This window comes from Gammaproteobacteria bacterium (assembly GCA_032250735.1).
Classification (GTDB): domain Bacteria; phylum Pseudomonadota; class Gammaproteobacteria; order SZUA-152; family SZUA-152; genus SZUA-152.
Genome location: JAVVEP010000039.1, coordinates 1 through 22148 on the forward strand (window position 1 = coordinate 1; position 22148 = coordinate 22148).

Below are 22148 nucleotides of genomic sequence, written 5' to 3' on the forward strand. Positions count from 1 at the left end.
GACCACCAGGGCATCACCGGCAACTGCGCCTCCTGTCACGACGGCAATACCGCCACCGGACAGCCAGGCAACCACTTCGTCACCACCGAGGACTGCAACGTCTGTCACTCCACCAATGGCTGGGCGCCGGCGAATAACTACACGCATGCCAACAACAGCGACTATCCGGGCGACCACAACTCGCGACTGGGGCTGACCTGCAGCTCCTGTCATACCGACAATGACGAGACCATTCGCTACCCCTCACCGACCTACGCGCCCTTCTGCGCCGCCTGCCATGAGAGGGATTTCGAGCCCGAATCGGATCACAACGGTGGAAAGGCCGGCACCGTGGCGCAAAACAAGAACTGCGCCGAATCAGGCTGCCATAGAGTCAGTGATCGGCAATGGGATTGATCGGGCGCATTCAGCGGGGTGGATGGAGAACATCGACATACGCTGAAGCAATAGCGGCGACAGGCTCGCGGCAAAGCTCGCTCGGAGGTGTGACCGCCCCTGCACAGGGCGGTTAAACAAGACTTATGACAGCCGTTTCGGACGCATGTGCGGGAACAGCAGCACATCACGAATGGAGGGTGAGTCGGTGAATAGCATCACCAGACGGTCGATGCCGATGCCTTCGCCGGCGGTGGGTGGCATGCCGTGTTCGAGGGCGACGATGTAGTCTTCATCGTAGTGCATGGCTTCGTCATCGCCTGCCTCTTTTTCCGCGACCTGGCTGCGGAAACGTTCGGCCTGATCTTCGGCGTCGTTAAGCTCGGAAAAGCCGTTGGCCAGTTCGCGGCCGCCGACAAAGAATTCAAAACGGTCGGTGACCAAGGGGTCGTTATCACTGCGCCGTGCCAATGGTGAGACCTCGGTAGGATAGGCCGTGATAAAGGTCGGGTCCTTGAGTTTGTGTTCGACGGTCTTTTCAAAGATTTCGATCTGCACCTTGCCCAGACCATAGCTGTCCTTGAGCGGAATCTTCAGCGCCTCGGCGACCTTGCGTGCGGCATCCAGACTCTGCAACTGTTCCAGGCCCAGATCGGGATTGAAGTGCAGGATGGATTCCACCACCGTCATGCGCGCAAAGGGTTTGCCAAAATCAAACGTTTCCCCCTGATACGGCAGCACCGTGGTGCCATGAATCTCCTGCGCCATGCCGCGCAGCATGTCTTCGGTAAGGTCCATCAGGTCGCGGTAATCGGCATAGGCCTGATAAAACTCGACCATGGTAAATTCGGGATTGTGACGGGTCGACAGGCCTTCGTTGCGGAAGTTGCGGTTGATCTCGAACACCCGTTCAAAACCACCCACCACCAGGCGCTTCAGATACAGCTCCGGTGCGACCCGCAAATACAGTCCCATGTCCAGGGCATTGTGATGAGTGACAAAGGGACGTGCCGTGGCGCCGCCGGGGATCACATGCATCATCGGGGTTTCCACTTCCATGAAGCTGCGATCCAGCAGGAAGCGGCGCAGGTAGTCCACCACCTGTGAGCGCACACGGAAGGTGTCGCGCGCCACCTCGTTCATGATCAGATCCACATAGCGCTGGCGATATTTGGTTTCCTGATCCGCCAGGCCGTGCCATTTCTCCGGCAGCGGGCGCAGGGATTTGGTGAGCAGACGGATGTGATCCACTTTTATGGACAGCTCGCCGGTTTTGGTTTTAAACAGCACGCCTTCGCCACCGATGATGTCGCCGACATCCCATTTTTTGAACTGTTCGTTGTAAAAATTCTCGGCCAGATCGTCACGCGTTACAAACAGCTGAATCTTGCCCGACATGTCCTGTAGGTGGACAAAGCTCGCCTTACCCATGATGCGACGGCTCATCATGCGCCCCGCCACCTTGACCCGCACCGGGCTGGCTTCCAGCTCTTCGTTGGATTTTTCGCCATATTCGGCGTGCAATTCGCCGGCCATCACATCGCGTCGAAAATCGTTGGGAAAGGCATCGCCCGCCTCGCGTATGGCCGCCAGTTTACTGCGGCGCTGTTCGATCAGCGCATTGGTATCAACGGTTTGTTCTTCAACGGGGGTGTTTTCTTGATCTGACATGGAGAATATTTTCTCAGGTTGATGTTGCTAATAATAGTTATATATTTTGTGCCTGATTTTCCAGAGGTAATACACAGCGCAAACTGGCGCTAACCCGGCGGGCATTCCGGCGGGCAGCTACAGGCCGCTCTTCAGGCTCGCCTCAATAAAGATGTCCAGCCCGCCGTCCAGCACCGCCTGGGTGTTGCCGGTTTCTATGCCGGTGCGCAGATCCTTGATGCGCGATTGATCCAGCACATAGGATCGGATCTGGCTGCCCCAGCCGATATCGGCCTTGCCGTCTTCCACCACCTGCTGAATCGCATTACGTTTCTGCATCTCGTATTCATACAGCTTGGCCTTCAGCTGTTTCATTGCCGAGGCCTTGTTTTTGTGCTGCGAGCGGTCGTTCTGGCACTGTACCACGATGCCGGTGGGGTTGTGGGTGATACGCACCGCCGACTCGGTACGGTTGACGTGCTGGCCACCCGCGCCGGAGGCGCGATACACGTCGATCCGCAGGTCGGCAGGATTGATGTCGATTTCAATATCGTCATCTACTTCTGGTGAGACGAACACCGATGCAAACGAGGTATGCCGACGGCCGCCGGAATCAAACGGTGATTTGCGCACCAGTCGATGCACGCCGGTCTCGGTGCGCAGCCAGCCAAAGGCGTATTCGCCCTCGAAGTGGATGGTGGCGCTTTTGATGCCGGCCACATCGCCCGCCGAGGCCTCCACCAGTTCGGTCTTGAAACCACGCGCCTCGCCCCAGCGCAGGTACATGCGCAGCAGCATCTCGGCCCAGTCCTGCGCCTCGGTGCCGCCGGAGCCGGACTGGATGTCGAGATAGGCATTGTTGGGATCCATGGGGTTGGAAAACATGCGGCGGAATTCCAGCCTGGCCAGCTGGGCCTCCAGCGCGTCGAGGTCGGCGCTCACCGCGTCCAGGGTGTCCTGGTCGTCTTCCTCGGCGGCCATCTCCAGCAGGTCGCCGGCCTCGCCCAGCTTGCTGTCCAGTTTGCGGATGGTGCCGACCACCTCTTCCAGCGCCGCCCGTTCTCGGCCCAGGGCCTGGGCGCGCTCCGGATTGCTCCAGATCTCGGGGACCTCCAGCTCGCGGGCTACCTCGACCAGCTGTTCACACTTGGTGTCGTAGTCAAAGATACCCCCTCAGGACGTCGACGCGCCCTTGCATGTCTTTGATACGGGAGGTGATGAGGCCAATTTCCAGCATGTCGGTAAAACCCTTTAAAACGAAATTAAGCGGCGGAAAAACGCGCCATGATACAGCAGCCCGGGGCCGGGGTGAATTGCGGCGCGTGCGGCGTGTTAGTCCAAGTGCTGCCCCGGCCTGGCGTTCAACATAGTCCTCAACAAGGCTCGATGTGTTCGACCATCAACTGCGCGCTGCGCCGGCCATTGAATTCATTGACATCCAGCCGGTAGGCCAGCGTCACCTGACTGACTCCGGCGGGCCAGTCATCATCGACGGTATTAAAGGCAATGGCATCGATGGGCTGTCCCCCGGTGATGGGCCGCAGCACCAGCTTGAGGTGCTTTTCGCCGACGATGCGCCGGCTCACCAGCTCAAACACGCCATCGAACAGCGGCTCGGGAAAGCCCTGGCCCCAGGGGCCACCGGCACGCAGGGCCTCGGCCAGCTCCAGATTCAGTTCGTCCCCGGCCAGTGCGCCATCGCTGAGGATCTCCCGGCGCAGGTCTTGCGGGCCGAGGTGACGGCGCACCTCGGCGTCGAAGGCCGCGCTAAAGCGCCCGAAATCCTCCAATGCCAGGCTCAGTCCGGCGGCCATGGCATGGCCGCCGAACTTGCTCAGCAGGCCGGGGTTACCGGCGGCCACCGCATCCAGGGCATCGCGGATGTGTAGCCCCGGCACCGAGCGCGCCGAGCCCTTGAGGCTGCCGTCATCGGCCTGGGCGAAGATGATCACCGGCCGGTGCAGGCGGTCCTTGATGCGCGAGGCGAGGATGCCGATGACGCCCTGATGCCAGTGGGGCTCGAACAGACACAGGCCCACCGGCAGGTCTTGCGCCGCCTCGTCCAGCTCCATCTCATCGAGGCGGAGCATGGCCTCCTCCTTCATCTCGGCTTCGATGTGGCGACGCTCATGGTTGAGCCCTTCGAGGCGCTGCGCCAGTTCGGCGGCGCGCGTCGGGTCATCGGTCAGCAACAGCTCGATGCCCAGCGACATATCGTCCAGCCGACCCGCGGCGTTGAGTCGCGGCCCCAGCGCAAAACCCAGGTCGGAGGCTGCCAGCTCGGCCGGATTGCGTCGGCTCACCGCGATCAGCGCGTGGATCCCCGCACTGCAGGTCCCGGCCCGAATCCGCGCCAGTCCCTGCCCCACCAGGATGCGATTATTGTGATCCAGCGGCACCACATCGGCCACCGTGCCCAGCGCCACCAGATCCAGCAGGTTCGCCAGGTTGGGCTCGGCAATGGCCTGTTCGGCAAACCAGTTGCGCTCCCGCAGGACCGCGCGCAGGGCCAGCATCACGTAGAAGATCACCCCGACCCCGGCCAGATTTTTGCTGGGGAAGGCATCCCCCCGCTGATTGGGATTGACGATCGCGGCGGCCGCCGGCAACTCGCTGCCCGGCAGATGGTGATCCGTCACCAGCACCCGTATCCCCCGCGCATTGGCCGCCGCCACGCCGTCCAGGCTGGAGATGCCGTTGTCCACGGTGACGATCAGGTCCGGGCTGCGCTGGGCCGCCACTGCCACGATCTCCGGCGTCAGGCCGTAGCCGTATTCAAACCGGTTGGGCACCAGATAATCCACCGTCGCTGCCCCCATCAGCCGCAACGCCCGCACCGCCAGGGCCGAGCTGGTGGCGCCATCGCAATCAAAATCGCCGATGATCAGAATACGCGACTGGACGCTCAGCGCCTCGGCCAGCAACTCGGCGGCCTGAGCGACGCCCTGTAATGGGTCCAGCGGCAGCAGATGGGCCAGGCCCTGTTCCAGCTGATCCATCGAGGCGATGCCACGCTGGGCATAGATACGGGCCAGTATGGGTTGCAGACCCGCCTCCATCAGGGCGGGGGCGATGGTGGTGGGGCGCTGTGTGATGGTGATACCCATTAGAAAATGAGGAAACTCGTTGCCTGAGAGGAGGCAAATTATACGGTCTAAAAGACCATGGCACCACGGCGCCATCACCAGGGCCACGATCAGAACAGGCAAAAAAAACGCGGCCCGAAGACCGCGTTTCCTTTCATCGTATCAGACAGGCGTCCCTGCCGGCTGTCCCTAGCTAGCATCCCTGTAAAACAAGACTCCTTAGTGGTCGTGCTTGTCGTGCTGCTGTTTGGTAATCGCCCAGGTCGCATCACCATCCGGCGCTGCCGAGTGCTGCACGTTCACATACATGGTATGGGGGTCTTTACCAAAATAGATTCCGGTGCCTTCCGCACCCGGATCCGTCAACGAACCGAACAGCCAGACATCCTTGGAGGCGCCATACTCGTTGGTTTTGGTGGTAGCAATCCAGATATCCGATGGCTTATTGTCTTCAATGATCACCAGCTTGCCGTCAGGGGTCTCGGCCAGATTGTCGGCGCTGTCCCAACCGCTCTGATGACCGGCCTCGCCCGGCTTGCCGATCTCGACCGGCACGTTGACGCCGGGCTTGATGAAGTTACCCACGGTCATGGTCTTCAGATCAATGGCGATGATGCGGCCTTCGTAAAACTCCTTGCCCTTTTCATCACGGGGACCTTCGGTAACGGCCACATACAGGGTGTCGCCGATGATCTCCAGATCTTCCGGACGCTGGTAGCTCTGGCCACCGAATTGAGTGCCGGAGGTGCGGGCATTGAGGGGATCAATCGGCCCCACCCATTCACCCTGGCCGGTGCCATCAGGTCCCGTCACCTTCAGTGCGTATAGTTCACCGGCAGAGAGATCGCCATAGCTATTGGGCACAAACTTGTACACCCCGCCGCCGCAGGGCACCACACCGTTACAACCGACCGAGCGACCACGGTGCTCATCCACCACGTAGATGTTGCCGTCGGCGTCGAGATCGATACCTTCATGGGCCAGCAGGCCGACCGCCGGGCGTTCATCAATGCTGGCCGCAGTGACCATGTCCGCGTTCAGGGAGATCTCAAACAAACGACCATTGGTGGTCTCTTCGGCAAACAGCACCGTGCCCCAGGGCGTCCAGCGGATGCCGTCCAGCGCCCGATAACCGGGGTCCTGCGCCAGCAGCGTGGTCTCACCGGTCTTCAGATCGATCACGGAAACCGCACCACCGGCCGGATGACCGCGCAGCTCATGCGTGCGATACATGAAGCGGCCCATCATGGCGCCGGTCTCATTCACCACATTCATGTCCGGCCAGTCGGTCTGACCGCCGTCATAGATATTCAGATCGGTTTCGTCAGACACGATGGTCTGGGTGAAACCCTTGGGCAGTATCCACGGCGCGGTCACATCCCAGTCTGCGCTATTGGCGGATTCCTTGATCGGTGTGAAACCAAAGGGACCCGTGTTGCTACCTTTGTCGGCAACGGCGTTGCCGGAAATAACCATTGATGTCGCCATCGCCGCCGTAATGGCCGTGGCCAATATTTTTTTCTTCATCATGTTCGTAGACTCTCCAATAGATGGATCTGATTTAGCGTATCGCTGGCACCCGGTGCGGATCATCCACTCCCGTGGCACTCAGCTGGCGGCAAGTATTGGGGGCAAAGATGAAATCGGCGTGACAGACAAATGAATCTTTTATGACGTCGATGAGGTGGGCCGGGAACAGTACCCGAATGACGCCGAAGATGGACGCGTGAAAGTGGCCGCAATAATAACAAGGGAAATGGCAAGCAGATATAGAATCCAAGCCATAGCGGTTGGTCACTTTCATGCGGCGCAATGCCCTTCGGTTATTGCGCCCTACGCACTATCCTTATAACGCCCACGGCCGGTGCACCGAGGGGTGTTGAGGTGCCGGGTGTGGTAATGACAAAAAAGGCCGGCAGCGCCCGATGCACTGCCAGCCTGTACACGGCCTGCACACGATTCCGTGCGGGCACTACAGCGGGATTCGGATCACCACACCCCCCATCACGTCGCCAATCTTGAAGTCGAACTTTGGCGTGTCCGGGTGGTCGTTATGGCAGGAGACACACACGGGGGCCACCGCCGTATCCGCATACACCGCGGTAAAATATTTCGTGCCGCCCAGTGTCTCGGTCGTGTAATAGTTTTTACCCTTGTTTTCCGCTACGTACTTCAGGCCATCCTTTTCCGCCTGGGTCTTGGGTTCGTTTTGTTTGTTGACCGGCCACAGGGATTGCAGCGAGTAACTGAAATTCACATCTGGCATCGCCTCGGAACGCTTCATCGCCAGCTCGGAACCAAAGCGGAACATCTGGGCAGGCAGGGCCAGGGCCTTGTCGTCCTCAAAATGTTCACTCGCCTTGATGACCTTTTCCTTCTTCACCAGCCGATTGACGATCTTCTGGGTATACACGGTACGATCAGAGTCCAGCACCAGATGCAGGGCATCGGCCATCACCTTCACCGGCACGCTATCGACGGCATTTGCCCCGCCCATGACACCTACGCTCAGCACAGTACTGCAGATCAATATGCTTGTTTTACGCATTTTATTATCTCCTGTTGATTAAGTTTCATTACACGCCCTACACTTCCATCACTGAATAACTGAAAATCTATTTTTTAAACCTCTGCTCCCTGTTTCATTCCCTGTCGCTACGTTTTTGCTTTCGACGCTGCTGGTCTTCCACCGCCATCTTCATGCTCGTTACCTGTACCGCAGACGGGCCGTCAAAATTGCGTTGGATCAGCGCCGGGTCGGCAAGCGCATCCAGACTCAGCGCCAGACTGTGGCACTGAAGACAGACCGAGCGGATCATCTTGCTATTGGGGGACAGGTTTGCGCCCTGGTTGTGGTCGACCATAATCCGACTCGACCATTCGCTGACATCGAAACTGATCCGCGGCAGGTGGCAGGTGGCGCAGCTCACCCCGGTGCCGGCCTCCGCCGTTCCTGCAAGCTCGGCCTGCCACAGGCCATAGTGGCGGGATTTTTTATACGCCTGGCTGTGTTCGTCGGCATGACACCCAAGACAGGCCTCCACCGCCGCGGTGCGCACATCAAAACGGTGGCCGCTGTGACAGCTGTTACAATCCAGCGCCTGATGCGCCAGCTTGTCGTGCATCGGCAATCGCGCCTGGGCCGGCGTCATCGCCGGCAGACCCACCGCTTCGCGCAGGCCATGCTTGCTACGGCCAAAGCGCTGCACCTCGTGTTGATGACAGACCGCACATCGGGCCTGAGTGGGTCTATCCGTCCATTGCGCGCTCGCTGCCCCGAGGCTCTCCGGGACATTGCCCAGCACATGACAGGCCGTACAGTTCACGCCGGAACGGGCATGCGCCGTCTCTGCCCAGTCACGCACGATCGTTGCCGACAGCGGCCCGACGGCATCGGCCTGCGCCGCGACCAGCGCTTGCAGCGGATATTGATCACGCGGATAGTCGGCCACCTCATCGAGGGTGCTGGCGAATTCCCGTTGCGGAATTGTCGCCGGCTCACGGGTATCCGGCTTGCCGCTGTTTTTTATCAGGAACGCGGTGTACAGCGCGCGATTGTCATGAAAATTGTGACAGCCCGAATCCGTACAACTGTCAAACGGCATGGCCCGATGCGTGGGTCTATCCTCGGCAATGTCACGGTGACAGTGATAGCAGACATCCCGGGGCTGGGTCACACCATCCTTGCGTGTAATCTCGGGGCGATGTTCCGTGTGACAACTGACGCAGCGCAGTGCATCAATCTTTTGCAGTCGGTCGGCATTACGTGGATCCTTGAATTTTTCCTGCGGGTGGGAATCAAACGGCTTTTGACGCTCCTTGCCATGACACCTTATGCACGCCGCCTGTAGCACCTCGCCGCTGTCCTTATCCCCGCCAAAGGCATCGCCATGACAAAGCTCGCATTTTTCCGTTAGCTGATAATGGCCGTTGCTCAAGGGGCCCGGCATAAAAACCTGCCGGTCTTCGGCGGTGAATAATTTTCCGCCGTACACCAGCCCGATGACGATGCTGCTCAGCAACCAGGCCGGCCACAACAGGCGTGTTTTTGAAAGGGCCATGATCACCATCAGAAGTAATAGCTCTTCAGTACATGCAGGCTCAGCACCACCGGCACCGGCCAGAACAGAAAAATGTGCCAGCCGATGGCCTTACGCCGCAGCCGTGTGGCACTGGCTCCCATGCGGTGCTGCCGGGAGATAATCGCCGTCGCCATGGCGCCGAGGATCAGGGTGGCGGTAAACGACACCATCAGCACAAAGTTGATGCCATCACCCAGGCGCATCCCGGTGTGCGCCACCAGGCCGAGAATGACCAGCAGGCCCAGCGCGATGTGCGCCAGACGCCAGGCATCAAAACTGCCCAGGGTTTGAAATCTTCTGAGGCGTTTGCGCGGTGAGACCAGCAGGCCCACAACGAACAGACCTAACAGGCTGTAGCCACTGATCTGTTTGAGCAGGCCGTCGCGCCACAGCTGATCCCAGCGCCAGGCCAGCTGCACGCTGTCGGCATAGGGAATAGGCGGCAACAGCAATACCGCCAGCGCGGCAAAAAAACTCAACAGCGCCGCACCGGCCAGCAGTCTGTGCCATGCCACGGGTTCGGGTGTGCCCTGGCCCACCAGCTCCTGCAGCAGGGGTCGACATGAGCCGCAGACACTGGCGGCACCGGTGATGCGACTGACATCGGCGACGGTCACAGCACCGCACTGTATGGCCTCGCCGATGCGACCACGGGTGACGCCGGTGCATTGACACACGGCGGCCGTCGCCGGCCACTGGGCCACATGCACGGCCTCCTCTTCGGGCCATAGATTTCCCGTGTAGCGAAAACGGAATAACTGCCAGGGCCATATCCACTGTCGGTCGATGATGCCGCTTTGCAACAGCGAGGATTCGGCCCAGTCACCGACGCCGATGGCGCCGACCAGGCGATTGCGATGGATCAACAGCTTGCGATAAATGGCCTGACCGGGATCGGCGTAAACATGGTCCTTACCATAATTGGGGCTTGCGCCGGCGCCCACGGGCCCCATGCTGAACAGCGTGCAACCCACCACCTTCAGGTGCGCGGAGATGACCGAGCCCTGGTAGTGGCCTGCCTGTCCCGCGATATGGTTTGCCGCAACCGCGGCCTGTTCCAGCCCCGGCGCGACCACGCCATAGACCCTGCCGCGATGCTCGGCACATTCACCCACGGCGTACACATCCGGCACCGAGGTCTGCATAGCGTCATCCACGCGAATCCCATGGCCGAAGGCGATTCCCGCCGCCCTGGCCAGATCGATGTTGGAACGTATCCCGGTCGCCACTACCACGGTGTCGCAATCGATGATCCGCCCGGAACGCATCTTGATGGCGGTCACACGCGGCCCACCCTGCACCTCCGACACCGCATCACCCACCACCGTCATGATGCCCATGCCGCGGATACGCTTTTGCAGCATCGCCGAGGCCTCTTCATCCAGCTGATGGCTCAGCAGACGATCGGCATGTTCAATAACGGTGACCCGGGTATTGCTGCGCTGCATTCCGCGCGCCGCCTCAAGACCCAGCAGGCCACCACCCAGAATAACGGTATGTTGTGTCCGCACCTGTCGCGCCAGCAACAGGTTGGCATCATCCAGGTTACGAAAGGTAAACACGCCCGTGAGATCAATGCCGGGGATGCCGGGAATATGCGCACGGGAACCCGTGGCCAGGATCAGCTTTTGATAGGACTGGCGATTGCCCTGCTGATCCTCGACATATCGATTTTGTGTATCGATACGTGAAATCGTATAGCCGATACGTTCATCGACGGACGCCGTTGCCGGAATCTGCAAGGGGTCGAGCAAGGCATTCCAGTCCAGCTCGCCTGCTAGCAGATAGGAAAGTTTGACGCGGTTATACGGCAAATGACGCTCGTTGCCATAAATCACAATCTGCGCAGCGGGATTGCGCTGCAGCAGTTCACGCGCGCAATGCATACCGACCGGACCATTGCCGACGATCACCACCGGCTCATCCAGCACCAGGCGGAATCCTGAATTTTCATTCTCTGGCCTGACGAATTCCTGAGCCTGCAGCATCACCGGTACTCTTTGTTGTGTTTGATTTTCATTGCCGAAAAAAAACGTCCATGGAGTCCGGTAAAAAACCGAATTCCATGGACGCCGTTGTCCACACTGAGCCGCCGTTGGCTAAATCATCTGTGAGCTACCTCGACATGCGTTGAGGCATTCAATAACGGAAGAGCAATCCCCGTGCCAGATCCGCTGTCTCGCAAACAAGTGGCGATTAGTCAGGCGCTGGCGATGGATTATCGGGGTTGAACGATGACGCGGGGCGCAACGATGGTGCAGGCCATGATGGCCACTGTTCAAAATGGTGCGAGGATCTGGGTAGTGACGGGGGCGGCTGACACAGGGACGGCCCGGCGGTGGAATCAAACAGCGCCCGACAGCTGATAACTACTTAGAGTTATCCTTGTCGTTTCCCGAGAGGATAAAAGGTAGCAGCCTGTCCAGGCTGTGGCTGAGCAGGGTCCGGTCAAGGTCCGGTTCACGAATGGCGCGGATCGCCAGACCCTCGATGAAACATTGCAGTATAAAGGTGCGCCACTGTGCCTCCTGGCCTGAGATGTCCTTGCCTTCATCTGCCTTGCGCTGTCGCAGCCATGCACTGAAATCGGCCTGGGCGAGCCGGTCGGCGTTGCGCACGGCATCGGCGATGTGGGGATCACGACTTGCCTCCGCCGTCATCTCCAGAAACAGCGGCGCGTTCATCACCTGCCGGTCACCGGTCTGCCAGCGACGGAACAGATCCTCGATGCAGGGGGCCAGATCGCTTTCGCCCTGCAGGGCGGCGATGTCGGCCCGCTTCTCCTCGAGCTGGCGCTGGATGATGGCCAGAATGATCGCGCTCTTGCTGGGGAAATAGCGATAGATCAGTCCCGGACTCATCTGCGCCGCTTCGGCGATGCCGGCCATACTGGCGGCATGAAACCCGTGCTCGATAAAACACTGTTGCGCGGCGCAGAGAATCCGCTCGCACTGCGCCTGGGCCCGCTCACTACGCCGCTCGGTGTCGGCGGGCTTTGCGCTCATGCCGTTGTCTCCTTGCGGCGCACAAACAGCCGCTGCACCACTACGAAGAACAGCGGAATAAAGAACAGGCCGAGGAAGGTGCCAAGCAGCATGCCGCCCAGCACGCCGGTGCCGATCGCACGCTGCGCGCCGGAGCCCGCGCCGGTGGAGATGGCCAGCGGTAACACACCCAGACCAAACGCCAGCGAGGTCATGAGGATGGGACGCAGGCGATCGCGCACCGCAGTCATGGTGGCGGCAATGAGTTCCATGCCCTGCTCCAGATTTGACTTGGCGAACTCGACGATCAGGATAGCGTTCTTGCTGGTGAGCCCCACCGTGGTCAGCATCGCTACCTGGAAATAGACATCACGCTCCATGCCCAGCAGGGTGGCGGCCACTACCGTACCAAGGATGCCCAGCGGCGCCACCATCAGCACCGCTGTCGGCACCGACCAGCTCTCATACAGGGCCGCCAGACACAGAAACACGATCAGCAGCGACAGGCTATACAGCAGCGGGGTCTGCGAGCCGGATTGCTGTTCCTGATAGGACAGCGCCGTCCATTCCATGCCGATGCCCGCGGGCAGTTGCGACACCAGACGCTCCACCTCGGCCATCGCCTCACTGGAACTGGTGCCGGGTACGGCCTCGCCATTCATCTCCATGGCCGGCATTCCGTTGTAACGCTCCAGGCGCGGTGAACCGTATTCCCAGCTGGCGGTGGTGAAGGCGGAGACCGGCACCATCTGTCCCTGGTTGTTGCGCACCGACCAGCGCCGGAAATCATCGGGCACCATGCGGAACGGGGCATCGGCCTGAATGAAGACCCGCTTGACGCGGCCCCGGTCGATAAAATCATCAATGTACTGCCCGCCCCAGGCGGCCGTCAGGGTCGCATTGATCCCGGCAATGGACAGCCCCAGCGCGGCGGCCTTTTCCGTGTCCACCTGCAGATGCAGCTGGGGACTGTCCTCCTGGCCGTTGGGGCGCACGTTGGTGATCAGCGGACTCGCGCCGGCTGCTCCCATAAACTGATTGCGCGCATTCATCAGCGCATCGTGCCCCAGGTTGGCGTTGTCCTTGAGGAAGAACACGAAGCCGGCTGCCCTGCCCAGCTCCGGCATGGGCGGCGGCGCAAAGGTGAAGATCATCGCATCCTTGACCTGGCTGAGCGCACCCATGGCGCGACCGGCCACCGCCTTGGCCGAGAGCGCCTCGCTATCCCGCTCATCCCAGTCATTGAGATTGACGAAGGCGATACCGTTGTTCTGACCACGACCGCTGAAACTGAAACCCTGCACGCTGAACACGGATTTCACCGCCTGCTTTTCGTTTTCCAGGAAGTGCTGCTCCATTTTCAGGATCGATTCCATGGTGCGTTGCTGGGTCGCGCCCACCGGCGTCTTGAGCATGGAGAACAGCACGCCCTGATCCTCGTCCGGCAGAAAGGAACCGGGCACCCGCATGAACAGCACCAGCATCACTGCAAATAGCGCCACATAGATTGCCATGAAGCGCACCCCACGGCCGAGAATGCCGCGCACGGCGCCCTGATACTGGCGCGTGCTGCGCTCAAAGTTTCGATTGAACCAGCCGAAAAAGCCTCTCGTGCCGTGATGCTCGCCCTTGTGCAGCGGCTTGAGAAGCGTCGCGCACAGGGCCGGCGTGAGCACAATGGCGACCAGCACGGACAGCAACATGGCCGAGACAATGGTGGCCGAAAACTGCTGATAGATGATGCCGGTGGAACCCCCGAGGAAGGCCATGGGGACAAACACCGCGGACAGCACCAGTCCAATGCCGATCAGTGCGCCGGTGATCTGCTCCATCGACTTGCGGGTCGCCTCCAGCGGCGACAGCCCCTCCTCGCTCATGATGCGCTCGACGTTCTCCACCACCACGATCGCGTCATCCACCAGCAGGCCGATGGCCAGCACCATCGCGAACATGGTCAGCATATTGATGGACAGCCCCAGCGCGGAGAGCACCCCGAAGGTGCCGAGCAGCACCACCGGGATCGCCAGGGTAGGGATCAGCGTGGCCCGAAAATTCTGCAGGAACAGGTACATCACCAGGAACACCAGCACGATGGCCTCCGCCAGGGTGGTGACCACGCCCTCGATCGACACCCGGATGAAGGGCGTGGTGTCGAAGGGGAACACCACATCCATGCCCTGCGGATAGAAGGGCTTGAGTTCATCCAGCCGTTGCCTGACCGCGGCGGCCGTCTCCAGCGCATTGGCGCCGGTGGCCAGCGAGATCGCGATACCGGCGGCCGGCTGGCCGTTGTAACGCGAGATGTTTTCGTAATTTTCCGCGCCCAGCTCCACCCGGGCGATATCGCCAAGCCGCAGCACCGAGCCGTCGGGATTGCTGCGCACCACGATCGCGCGGAATTCTTCCGCCGTCTGCAGGCGGCCCTGGGCGGTGATGGTCGCGTTGAGCTGCTGGCCGTCGATGGCCGGCGTGCCACCGAGCTGGCCGACCGCCACCTGCTGGTTCTGGGCCTGGATCGCCGCGATCACCTCGCTGGTGGACAGGTTGTGGGTATGCAGGCGGTCTGGATCCAGCCAGATACGCATCGCATACTGGGCGCCGAACACCTGGATATTGCCGACCCCCGGCACGCGGCTCAGCGGATCAATGAGGTTGGCGGAGACATAGTCGGAGATATCCGCGCGGGTCATGCGACCGTCCCGCGAGACAAAGCCGGCCACCATCAGAAAGCCGGTGCGTGCCTTGCTCACCGTCACGCCCTGGCGTTGCACCTGCTGTGGCAGCAGGGGCATGGCCAGTTGCAGCTTGTTCTGCACCTGGACCTGGGCGATGTCCGGGTTCACGTGGTTGGCGAAGGTCAGGGTGACGGCGGAACGGCCGTTGTTCTCGCTGGTCGCCGACATATAGATGAGGCCGTCGAGCGCCTTCATATTCTGCTCGATAATCTGCGTCACCGAGTCCTCCACCACCCTGGCCGAGGCGCCGGGATAGGTGGACTCGACATTGATGGTCGGTGGCGCAATGGTCGGATAGCGCTCGATCCCGAGCTGGGTGAGGGCCAGTCCGCCGGCGAGCATGATGATGATCGCGATCACCCAGGCGAACACCGGTCGGTCGATAAAAAAACGTGCCATCTGGGTCGCCTCTAGTTCGCGCCGCCGCTATGCGCGGCCGGGGTGTTGAGTGCCGCCGGTACAGTGCGCACCATGGCGCCGGGGCGGATCTTCTGCAGGCCTTCGACGACCACCCGCTCACCCGCAACCAGCCCAGTCTCCACCAGCCACTGATCACCCACCGTCTCGCTGACGACGACTGTGCGCGCCTCGACCTTGCCATCCTCCCCGACCACCATCGCGCGGGCGTTGCCCATGGGATCACGAGCGATGCCCTGCTGCGGCACCAGCAGCGCAGCCGGGCGCACACCGCGGCCGATCACCGCGCGCACGAACATACCGGGCATCAGCAGCCGATCCGGATTGGGCACCACCACGCGCAGCGTAAAACTGTCCGTGCCCGGATCGACGCTCGGCTCGGCAAAGGCGATGCGCCCCTCATGGGGATAGCGGCTGCCATCCCCGAGCAGGATGCCGACCGGCAGTTCCTCGCCCTGGACCAGGCTGCCGGCGGCAATGGCCTTGCGCAACGCCAGCCAGTCGCCGCTGGACTGGGTCAGTTCCACGTACAGGGGGTCGAGCTGTTGCACAGTCACCAGCGCTGCCGTCTGGTTGCTCGTCACCAGCGCGCCCCGGGTCACCGACGACTTGCCGACGTTGCCGCTGATCGGCGCCACCACACGGCTGTAATCCACCACCACCCGGGCGCTGACAACCGCCGCCTCGGCCACCTTGAAATCCGCCTGGGCCTGCAGCAGGACGGCCTGCGCATCGTCGTTGACCTGCTGGCTGACCGCATTGATCTTCACCATCTCCGCCGCACGCCGCGCCGTATTCTGTGCGTTTTCGAGGAGGGTCCTGGCCCGCGCCAGCCCCGCCTGAGCGCTGTTCAGCTCGGCCTGATAAATGGCGTCATCCAGCTGATACAGCGGCTGGCCCTGGCGTACCTCACCGCCCTCGGTGAACAGTTGATCCCTGACGATACCGTCCACCTGCGGCCGCACCTCGGCTACCAGCGAGGCATGCACGCGCCCGGGCAGCTCCCGGGTAAGGGTGATCGGGCCCGCCTCCAGAGTGACCACCGCGACCTCGGGGGCCAGCCGCTGCGCAGGAGCGCCGGCCTGTTCCTGGCCACAGCCCGCCAGCAGGATGACACCCAGCGCCGCGCCGCAAAAGGCCGCGCGCGGCAGCGGCCAGCATACCGGACAGAACACTGGCCAAAGCACCGATTTGAACCGCGCCGTCAGTGCGAACAGGGGTACAGGGGACAGTGAGGACATCAGTGTGGACTTCGGTGCGGACATGGAAAACCTCGATAGCAATGGCCTGCGCACAGGCAAGCGACCAGGGACAAACGACGCGATAGAGTGAACGATCATTCTCTTTTTTGCAAGGCGTTACGCCCCCGCCCAGGAGACAGGGTTTGAGTGCTAAGTGCTGAGGACTACGTAAAAACCAAACCCCAGTGCCGTAGGGCGCAATAACCGAAGGGCATTGCGCCGTATGGTCAGCCGCCACGAAAAAAAACGTAGCGTACTTTTATGGAAGCCTATACCTACCCCCAGCCAACAAGTGACACCAAGGCACTATAGAAAAATTGCTCTATGAAACATTTTCCACAGCCAATCAAAACGATTCTACTTTTAGGAGTAGCTTTTCATGCGGCGCAATGCCCTTCGGTTATTGCGCCCTACGCACTCAGCACTTATCACCCAACTCTCAATCAGTCCGACTGGTCACATCCAGCAGATGATAACCAAACTGGGTCTGCACCGGACCCTGCACCGTGTTCAGTTCGGCGCTGAACACCACCCGGTCAAATTCGGGCACCATCATACCGGGACCAAAGGTACCCAGATCGCCGCCCTGTGCGCCGGAGGGGCAGCTGGAATGCTGCCTGGCCATCTCACCGAAATCGGCGCCGGCCTCGATCTCGCTTTTCAATTGTAGACACTGTTCTTCGGTGGCCACCAGAATGTGTCGCGCGGTTGCTTCAGTCATCTTCTTCTCCTTCAAAAAATAAAACGTTTTCAGGGCAGGCCCTGCCCGGTTGGGGCGCGAAAGTATAACAGATGTAAATCAGTCGTTTTCCCCGGGCCGGTGGAACGGTATAATCCCGGCGAGTTTTATCCACCGCCGTACACACCCGCCACCGAGCCGTAATGAGCCCCTTATGAAACCACGTGAATTCATCCCCCTGAACATTGCCGTGCTGACGGTTTCCGATACCCGCACCGAGGCCGAAGACACCTCCGGTCAGGTGCTGGTCAGCCGACTGGAAGAGGCCGGCCACCGGCTGGCGGAAAAGGCCATTGCCGCCGATGACATCTATCAGATCCGCGCCGTCATATCGCGCTGGATCGCCGACCCCGCGGTGCATGTGGTACTCAGCACCGGCGGCACCGGGGTGACTGGTCGCGACGGCACGCCCGAGGCCTTTCAGCCCCTGCTGGACAAGGAGATCGAGGGCTTCGGTGAGATGTTCCGCATGATCTCCTTCGGTGAGATCAAGACCTCGGCGCTGCAGTCGCGGGCACTGGCCGGCGTCAGCAATGGCACGTATCTGTTCTGTCTGCCCGGTTCTTCCGGCGCCTGCAGAACCGGCTGGGACAATATCATCAAGGACCAGCTCGACCACCGCACCAGTCCGTGCAATCTGGCGATGTTGATTCCACGCCTGAAAGAGCGTTAATACCGATGTCAGTCATTTCCATCGACAGCCTGTTTTATATTTTCGAGGCGCTTGCCCTGCTGACCCTTTTGGGGGTCATCTTCTTCATCTGGAAGCAGTCCAAAAAAGGACAACATCAGCGCCATGCCAAAAAGGTCATCGAATCACTGGGCGTCAAGTACCTGCACAATCTGGTGTTCCCCGACGGAGTGGATGGCCTGGCTTTTATAGACTACTTATTGTTATCCCCAAACGGCTTTGTGGTGCTCGATCTCGAACACATAGAGGGCCATCTGTTTGGTGGCGAAACCGTGGATCAGTGGTCGCAGGTGCTTAACGGCAAAACCTACAAATTCAGTAATCCGTTGTACAGCAACCAGCATAAATGCCAGGCCATCGGCTGGAATATTGAACAGCAGACCGCGCTCGATAAAAAGTCCGACTGGCGGATTGATGGCTGGGTCGCCTTCACCAACGCGGGAAATTTTCCGAAGGGTATTCCCGATCAGGTGAGCATGATTGATGAACTGAAAGAAAATCTCGGTGAACTGATTGCGCCAGAACAGCCCGTGAGCGAAGGGCTTACCCATGCCTGGGATGCGTTGCATAACCTTTCCATCAGCACCCGCGCCGCAAACCTGCGTTAGGCCGCGAATTACCCACGCCACACCACCTACGGTGTTGCGTGTCCGCTAAACGACTCATTCAGCATAGGCCGCTAGCGGTCGCCGGCGTCGCCACCAGCGTTTGAGGCCGGCACGTGTCAGGGTGTAACGGTGGCCCTCACAGGTACAGACCGACAGCTCGGTGATCTCACCCCGACGCAGCGCCGCCAGCAGTGGGACCGCCCAGTCTTTTTCAATGACACCCAGCTGCCGCTCCCACGCCGCAACCCCGTTGCTCTGCCAGGCCTGCTGCAAACTATCCAGTACCAGCAGATGTTCGCCGGGCGAACGTGCGGTCTGTAACCATGCACCGGCGCTTTCCGCCATGGCCCTTCTGGGCGTGCTGGACAGGGCGGCCAGCCCCAGGCTGACCGGCTCATGGCTCCACAGTTTGCTCCAGCGACTGTGCCCGACCTCGGGCGTCTTGCCACCGCCCCAAAACCATAGACTGCTGACCGGCAAACGCCCTGCGGCCTGTCGTTCTATATTCACGACGCTGGCATGCAATACCATTTGCACTTCGTTCATAATCCGGTGCCACTGTTTGCCGTTAGGTCCAGAGGGCAAAAAGTTACCGATCGCGCGGCCACGCACCTGCGCTAAATCATAGCTGCGCAGCTGGGGATCGGCGGGAAGATGCAGATACCATCGCTCCGGCGTACAGGCCTCGAATCGCCAGCCATCCTCGGCATACACCGCATTGAGATCCGCGATCAGACGATCGGCCTCCGCCTGGGACAGCGACAGCACTTCCGGCATCATCAATACCAGCTGATCACGATCGGGCACCAGATGTACTGGATCGGCCCGCAGACACCAGCCGGTATTCCTCTGTCCGGTGTCAGCGGCATAGGTCGTCGCCGCCACCGGTTTGTCGTGATCAGCCGCACGCGTAACATCGAACAGATCAAACATTACCGCCTCCATCCCCGCGCCGGAGAAGTCACGACGTTTCGCGCGGGAGAAAAACAGCTCCAGTGCGGGCAGGCGACCCAGCCGCGCAAAGGCGGATTGGCTTTCCGCAGCGGGAAGGTCCAGCAGTCCCGGCAGCACCAGGGTACAACTGCGCGACACCGGCTGGGTGTGTTGCGGGACTTGTTGCGTGACTTGTTGAGAGTCTTGCTGACCGGTTTGTAGAGGGATATCTGAAGTCATCTATTATTGGTTATCTGTTATGCAGCAAGTTATTCCGGCGCCTGCCGGGTCAGGAACATCGCATCACCGTAACTGAAAAAACGATAGCGCTGTTCAATCGCGTGCCGATAGGCCGCCATCACCCGTTCATACCCGGCAAAGGCGCAGACCAGCATCAGCAGTGTCGACTCGGACAGATGAAAATTGGTCAGCAGTGCATCGACCACCCGAAACCGATAGCCGGGGGTAATAAAGATATCCGTATCGCCCTGAAAGGGTTTCAATGTCCCACCGGCGGCGGCACTCTCCAGGGCACGCACACTGGTGGTGCCAATCGCCACCACCCGCCCACCCCGCGCCCGCGTCGCCTCTACCGCGGCCACCGTCTGCGCGGACACCTCGATGGTTTCTGCGTGCATGTGGTGATCGGCAATCAACTCGGCGCGCACCGGCTGGAAGGTGCCGGCCCCCACATGCAGGGTCACGAAACTGGATTCGACCCCCTTGCGCGCCAGCGCATCCAGCAGCGCCTGATCAAAGTGTAGACCCGCCGTTGGCGCCGCCACCGCCCCCTGGCGCTGGGCAAACACCGTCTGATAGCGCTCCCGATCCGCCAGCTGATCGGCGCGCTCGATGTACGGCGGCAGGGGCATGTGGCCGTGCGCCTCCAGCAGGGCGACCGCCGATGCATCGCCATCGCCGGCCAGCGTCAGCGCAAACAACTCGCCCTCCCGCCCCTCCACCGTGGCGCTGATCCCGCCCTCCAGGCTCAGCACCGCGCCCGCTCGAGGCGACTTGCTGGCCCGCACATGGGCCAGGACGCGATGCGTATCCTGCACCCGCTCAACCAGCACCTCGATCCTGCCGCCGGTAGCCTTGTGGCCGAACAACCGGGCGGGAATCACGCGCGTATTGTTCATCACCAGCAGATCGCCGGGCTGCAGCAGCTCAACGATGTCCGCAAACTGCCGGTCACGCGCCGTGTCACCCGCCAGCAGGGTCAGCAGGCGACTGGCGGTACGTTGTGGCAGCGGATGCTGGGCGATCAGTTCGGGAGGGAGTTGAAATTGGAAATCACTACGGCGCATGGCGCGCGAGTGTAGCAAACAATCGCGGCCGACGGTTTATTCACCGGCCCTCACTTGCCTCGCCTGCGCGAAACACCTATGATGTGCGCCGTCGCTAGATCAAGACGCGAGGATGCCGGGGTGGCGGAACTGGTAGACGCGCCGGATTCAAAATCCGGTTCCTTCACGGGAGTGCCGGTTCGATTCCGGCCCTCGGTACCAATCCTCTTGCATACGTCTGATCGGCCACAGAACACCCCAAACCCCTAAAATTCTGATTTTAGGGGTTTTTTGCTTTCCGGCCAGAGGCTTTTGCCAAGTGCATTAGTTTACCGAGAATGAACGCCCGCCGGTCAGCGGACAAAGGATCCCAGGCGTCGGCGACCTGTCCATTTGGCCACCCGCCTGGCGACACATCCGGGTACACTCCGGTTATGCAAAACACCGAACAAAAGATCAGCGCCGCCGTTGTGCGCCTCAACCAGATCCTGCCCCTTGCGGCCCGTCACCGCGCCCTGGACCCATCCCTGCAAAAACTGCATCGGGCGACACTGCAGGCCTATATCGAGTTGGGGCGCTCACTCACCCGCCACGAGATGGCGCAGCAGGTCGATGATATCGATGCCGCAGTGGACATCCTCAAACACAATGATCTGGTGGTTTTTGATGACCACGGAAACCCCATCGGGGCGTATCCGTTCAGCATGCAGGCACGCGAGCATCGCGTAACCGTAAACGGACATACCGTGCACTGCATGTGCGCGCTGGATGCCCTAGCCGTGAGTCCGATGTTCAGGCTGGCCACCACCATTAGTTCGCGCTGCCATGTGACGCGGTCACCGATCACCATCCGCCAATGGGCGCACGGTGGTCTCGATCAAGCCAGTGCTGATGATCTGTACGTTGGCATCAACTGGGGTGCGGCATCCTCCGACAGCTGCTGTGCGGACAGCTTGTGCCTGGAGATGATTTTCCTCAAACACGAAGTTGCGGCCAACCGCTGGCTGAAACAGGCAGCGGATCAACGACAGATCTTTGCAATACACGAGGCGCTGGAGTTTGCGTCACGTTTCTTCATGCCGTTGATTCATGACTAGCTGGCTGGGTTACCGGCCGAACCGCAAAGTCCGGGCATTGGGGCATTAATTTTAAAGATAGGACAAGCATAAACTTCCATGGCTATAATATGACAGGATGCGAGCGATCCGGGCCTGTATATAAGCAATATGAATCGCAGACATGCCAGGGTATTTTCAGTCAGACTATTACCTGAATCCGTAACTTAAAGCCCACCAACAAAGCATTTGATGCCGTATTTTGC

General features: G+C 60.5%; 18 protein-coding genes and 1 tRNA gene. 5 read left to right on the forward strand and 14 right to left on the reverse strand.

Going from position 1 to position 22148, the window contains the following annotated elements; all coding sequences use genetic code 11:
* The coding region (locus tag RRB22_14695; protein MDT8385654.1) for a cytochrome c3 family protein at positions 1-396 on the forward strand (396 nt) is incomplete at its 5' end.
* 123 nt (positions 397-519) lie between these two features.
* Here RRB22_14695 and lysS read toward each other — a convergent pair.
* From lysS to RRB22_14755, 12 genes are all read right to left on the reverse strand, one after another.
* Complete coding sequence (lysS, locus tag RRB22_14700) at positions 520-2046, reverse strand: lysine--tRNA ligase (protein MDT8385655.1); 1527 nt, start codon at positions 2044-2046, stop codon at positions 520-522.
* A gap of 117 nt (positions 2047-2163) precedes the next feature.
* A protein-coding gene (gene prfB, locus RRB22_14705; protein MDT8385656.1) for a peptide chain release factor 2 occupies positions 2164-3262 on the reverse strand; the annotation gives its coding sequence in 2 pieces (ribosomal slippage) (positions 2164-3186 and positions 3188-3262; 1098 coding nt in all).
* 136 nt (positions 3263-3398) lie between these two features.
* Positions 3399-5132: a single-stranded-DNA-specific exonuclease RecJ gene (gene recJ / locus RRB22_14710; GenBank protein MDT8385657.1), complete on the reverse strand. Its 1734-nt coding sequence runs from the start codon at positions 5130-5132 to the stop codon at positions 3399-3401.
* Positions 5133-5330: 198 nt separating this feature from the next.
* A complete protein-coding gene (locus RRB22_14715) occupies positions 5331-6641 on the reverse strand; it encodes a DUF839 domain-containing protein (protein ID MDT8385658.1) in 1311 nt (436 codons plus the stop codon).
* A 31-nt stretch (positions 6642-6672) separates the two neighbouring features.
* A complete protein-coding gene (locus tag RRB22_14720) occupies positions 6673-6915 on the reverse strand; it encodes a hypothetical protein (GenBank protein MDT8385659.1) in 243 nt (80 codons plus the stop codon).
* 168 nt (positions 6916-7083) lie between these two features.
* Positions 7084-7659 (reverse strand): DUF3365 domain-containing protein, encoded by a 576-nt coding sequence (locus tag RRB22_14725; protein MDT8385660.1) that lies wholly within the window; start codon positions 7657-7659, stop codon positions 7084-7086.
* 94 nt (positions 7660-7753) lie between these two features.
* Positions 7754-9172, reverse strand: a complete 1419-nt coding sequence (locus RRB22_14730) for a cytochrome c3 family protein (GenBank protein ID MDT8385661.1) — start codon at positions 9170-9172, stop codon at positions 7754-7756.
* 8 nt (positions 9173-9180) lie between these two features.
* Entirely contained in the window at positions 9181-11181 is a 2001-nt protein-coding gene (locus RRB22_14735; GenBank protein MDT8385662.1) for an FAD-dependent oxidoreductase, read from the reverse strand.
* 381 nt (positions 11182-11562) lie between these two features.
* Positions 11563-12198, reverse strand: coding sequence for a TetR/AcrR family transcriptional regulator (locus RRB22_14740; protein ID MDT8385663.1), 636 nt, complete (start codon positions 12196-12198; stop codon positions 11563-11565).
* Positions 12195-15311 carry an efflux RND transporter permease subunit gene (locus RRB22_14745; protein MDT8385664.1) on the reverse strand — a complete coding sequence of 1039 codons (3117 nt, stop codon included), beginning with the start codon at positions 15309-15311 and terminating at the stop codon, positions 12195-12197. The genes RRB22_14740 and RRB22_14745 overlap by 4 nt, the downstream gene beginning before the upstream one ends.
* Before the next feature lie 11 nt (positions 15312-15322).
* On the reverse strand, positions 15323-16594 hold the full coding sequence (locus RRB22_14750; protein MDT8385665.1) for an efflux RND transporter periplasmic adaptor subunit: 1272 nt from the start codon (positions 16592-16594) through the stop codon (positions 15323-15325).
* Between the two features lie 415 nt (positions 16595-17009).
* Entirely contained in the window at positions 17010-17291 is a 282-nt protein-coding gene (locus tag RRB22_14755) for a peptidylprolyl isomerase (GenBank protein ID MDT8385666.1), read from the reverse strand.
* 172 nt (positions 17292-17463) lie between these two features.
* Between RRB22_14755 and moaB the strand changes: the two genes are divergently transcribed.
* Both moaB and RRB22_14765 read left to right on the forward strand, forming a co-directional pair.
* Positions 17464-17982, forward strand: coding sequence for a molybdenum cofactor biosynthesis protein B (moaB, locus tag RRB22_14760; GenBank protein MDT8385667.1), 519 nt, complete (start codon positions 17464-17466; stop codon positions 17980-17982).
* Between the two features lie 5 nt (positions 17983-17987).
* Positions 17988-18608 carry a nuclease-related domain-containing protein gene (locus RRB22_14765; protein ID MDT8385668.1) on the forward strand — a complete coding sequence of 207 codons (621 nt, stop codon included), beginning with the start codon at positions 17988-17990 and terminating at the stop codon, positions 18606-18608.
* A 54-nt stretch (positions 18609-18662) separates the two neighbouring features.
* Here the strand turns inward: RRB22_14765 and RRB22_14770 are convergent, their stop codons facing one another.
* Both RRB22_14770 and queA read right to left on the reverse strand, forming a co-directional pair.
* Complete coding sequence (locus RRB22_14770; GenBank protein MDT8385669.1) at positions 18663-19781, reverse strand: hypothetical protein; 1119 nt, start codon at positions 19779-19781, stop codon at positions 18663-18665.
* Positions 19782-19810: 29 nt separating this feature from the next.
* Positions 19811-20848 carry a tRNA preQ1(34) S-adenosylmethionine ribosyltransferase-isomerase QueA gene (queA, locus tag RRB22_14775; protein ID MDT8385670.1) on the reverse strand — a complete coding sequence of 346 codons (1038 nt, stop codon included), beginning with the start codon at positions 20846-20848 and terminating at the stop codon, positions 19811-19813.
* A 114-nt stretch (positions 20849-20962) separates the two neighbouring features.
* Here queA and RRB22_14780 point away from each other — a divergent pair.
* Together RRB22_14780 and merB are read left to right on the forward strand one after the other, a co-directional pair.
* Positions 20963-21049 (forward strand) — tRNA-Leu (locus tag RRB22_14780).
* A gap of 212 nt (positions 21050-21261) precedes the next feature.
* A complete protein-coding gene (gene merB, locus RRB22_14785) occupies positions 21262-21924 on the forward strand; it encodes an organomercurial lyase (GenBank protein MDT8385671.1) in 663 nt (220 codons plus the stop codon).
* The last annotated feature ends 224 nt before the right edge of the window (positions 21925-22148 follow it).

Coding starts and splice junctions, on each gene's coding strand:
- lysS (MDT8385655.1), bottom strand. CDS start 2,046: ATGTCAGATCAAGAAAACACCCCCGTTGAAGAACAAACCGTTGATACC.
- recJ (MDT8385657.1), bottom strand. CDS start 5,132: ATGGGTATCACCATCACACAGCGCCCCACCACCATCGCCCCCGCCCTG.
- RRB22_14715 (MDT8385658.1), bottom strand. CDS start 6,641: ATGATGAAGAAAAAAATATTGGCCACGGCCATTACGGCGGCGATGGCG.
- RRB22_14720 (MDT8385659.1), bottom strand. CDS start 6,915: ATGAAAGTGACCAACCGCTATGGCTTGGATTCTATATCTGCTTGCCAT.
- RRB22_14725 (MDT8385660.1), bottom strand. CDS start 7,659: ATGCGTAAAACAAGCATATTGATCTGCAGTACTGTGCTGAGCGTAGGT.
- RRB22_14730 (MDT8385661.1), bottom strand. CDS start 9,172: ATGGCCCTTTCAAAAACACGCCTGTTGTGGCCGGCCTGGTTGCTGAGC.
- RRB22_14735 (MDT8385662.1), bottom strand. CDS start 11,181: ATGCTGCAGGCTCAGGAATTCGTCAGGCCAGAGAATGAAAATTCAGGA.
- RRB22_14740 (MDT8385663.1), bottom strand. CDS start 12,198: ATGAGCGCAAAGCCCGCCGACACCGAGCGGCGTAGTGAGCGGGCCCAG.
- RRB22_14745 (MDT8385664.1), bottom strand. CDS start 15,311: ATGGCACGTTTTTTTATCGACCGACCGGTGTTCGCCTGGGTGATCGCG.
- RRB22_14750 (MDT8385665.1), bottom strand. CDS start 16,594: ATGTCCGCACCGAAGTCCACACTGATGTCCTCACTGTCCCCTGTACCC.
- RRB22_14755 (MDT8385666.1), bottom strand. CDS start 17,291: ATGACTGAAGCAACCGCGCGACACATTCTGGTGGCCACCGAAGAACAG.
- moaB (MDT8385667.1), top strand. CDS start 17,464: ATGAAACCACGTGAATTCATCCCCCTGAACATTGCCGTGCTGACGGTT.
- RRB22_14765 (MDT8385668.1), top strand. CDS start 17,988: ATGTCAGTCATTTCCATCGACAGCCTGTTTTATATTTTCGAGGCGCTT.
- RRB22_14770 (MDT8385669.1), bottom strand. CDS start 19,781: ATGACTTCAGATATCCCTCTACAAACCGGTCAGCAAGACTCTCAACAA.
- queA (MDT8385670.1), bottom strand. CDS start 20,848: ATGCGCCGTAGTGATTTCCAATTTCAACTCCCTCCCGAACTGATCGCC.
- merB (MDT8385671.1), top strand. CDS start 21,262: ATGCAAAACACCGAACAAAAGATCAGCGCCGCCGTTGTGCGCCTCAAC.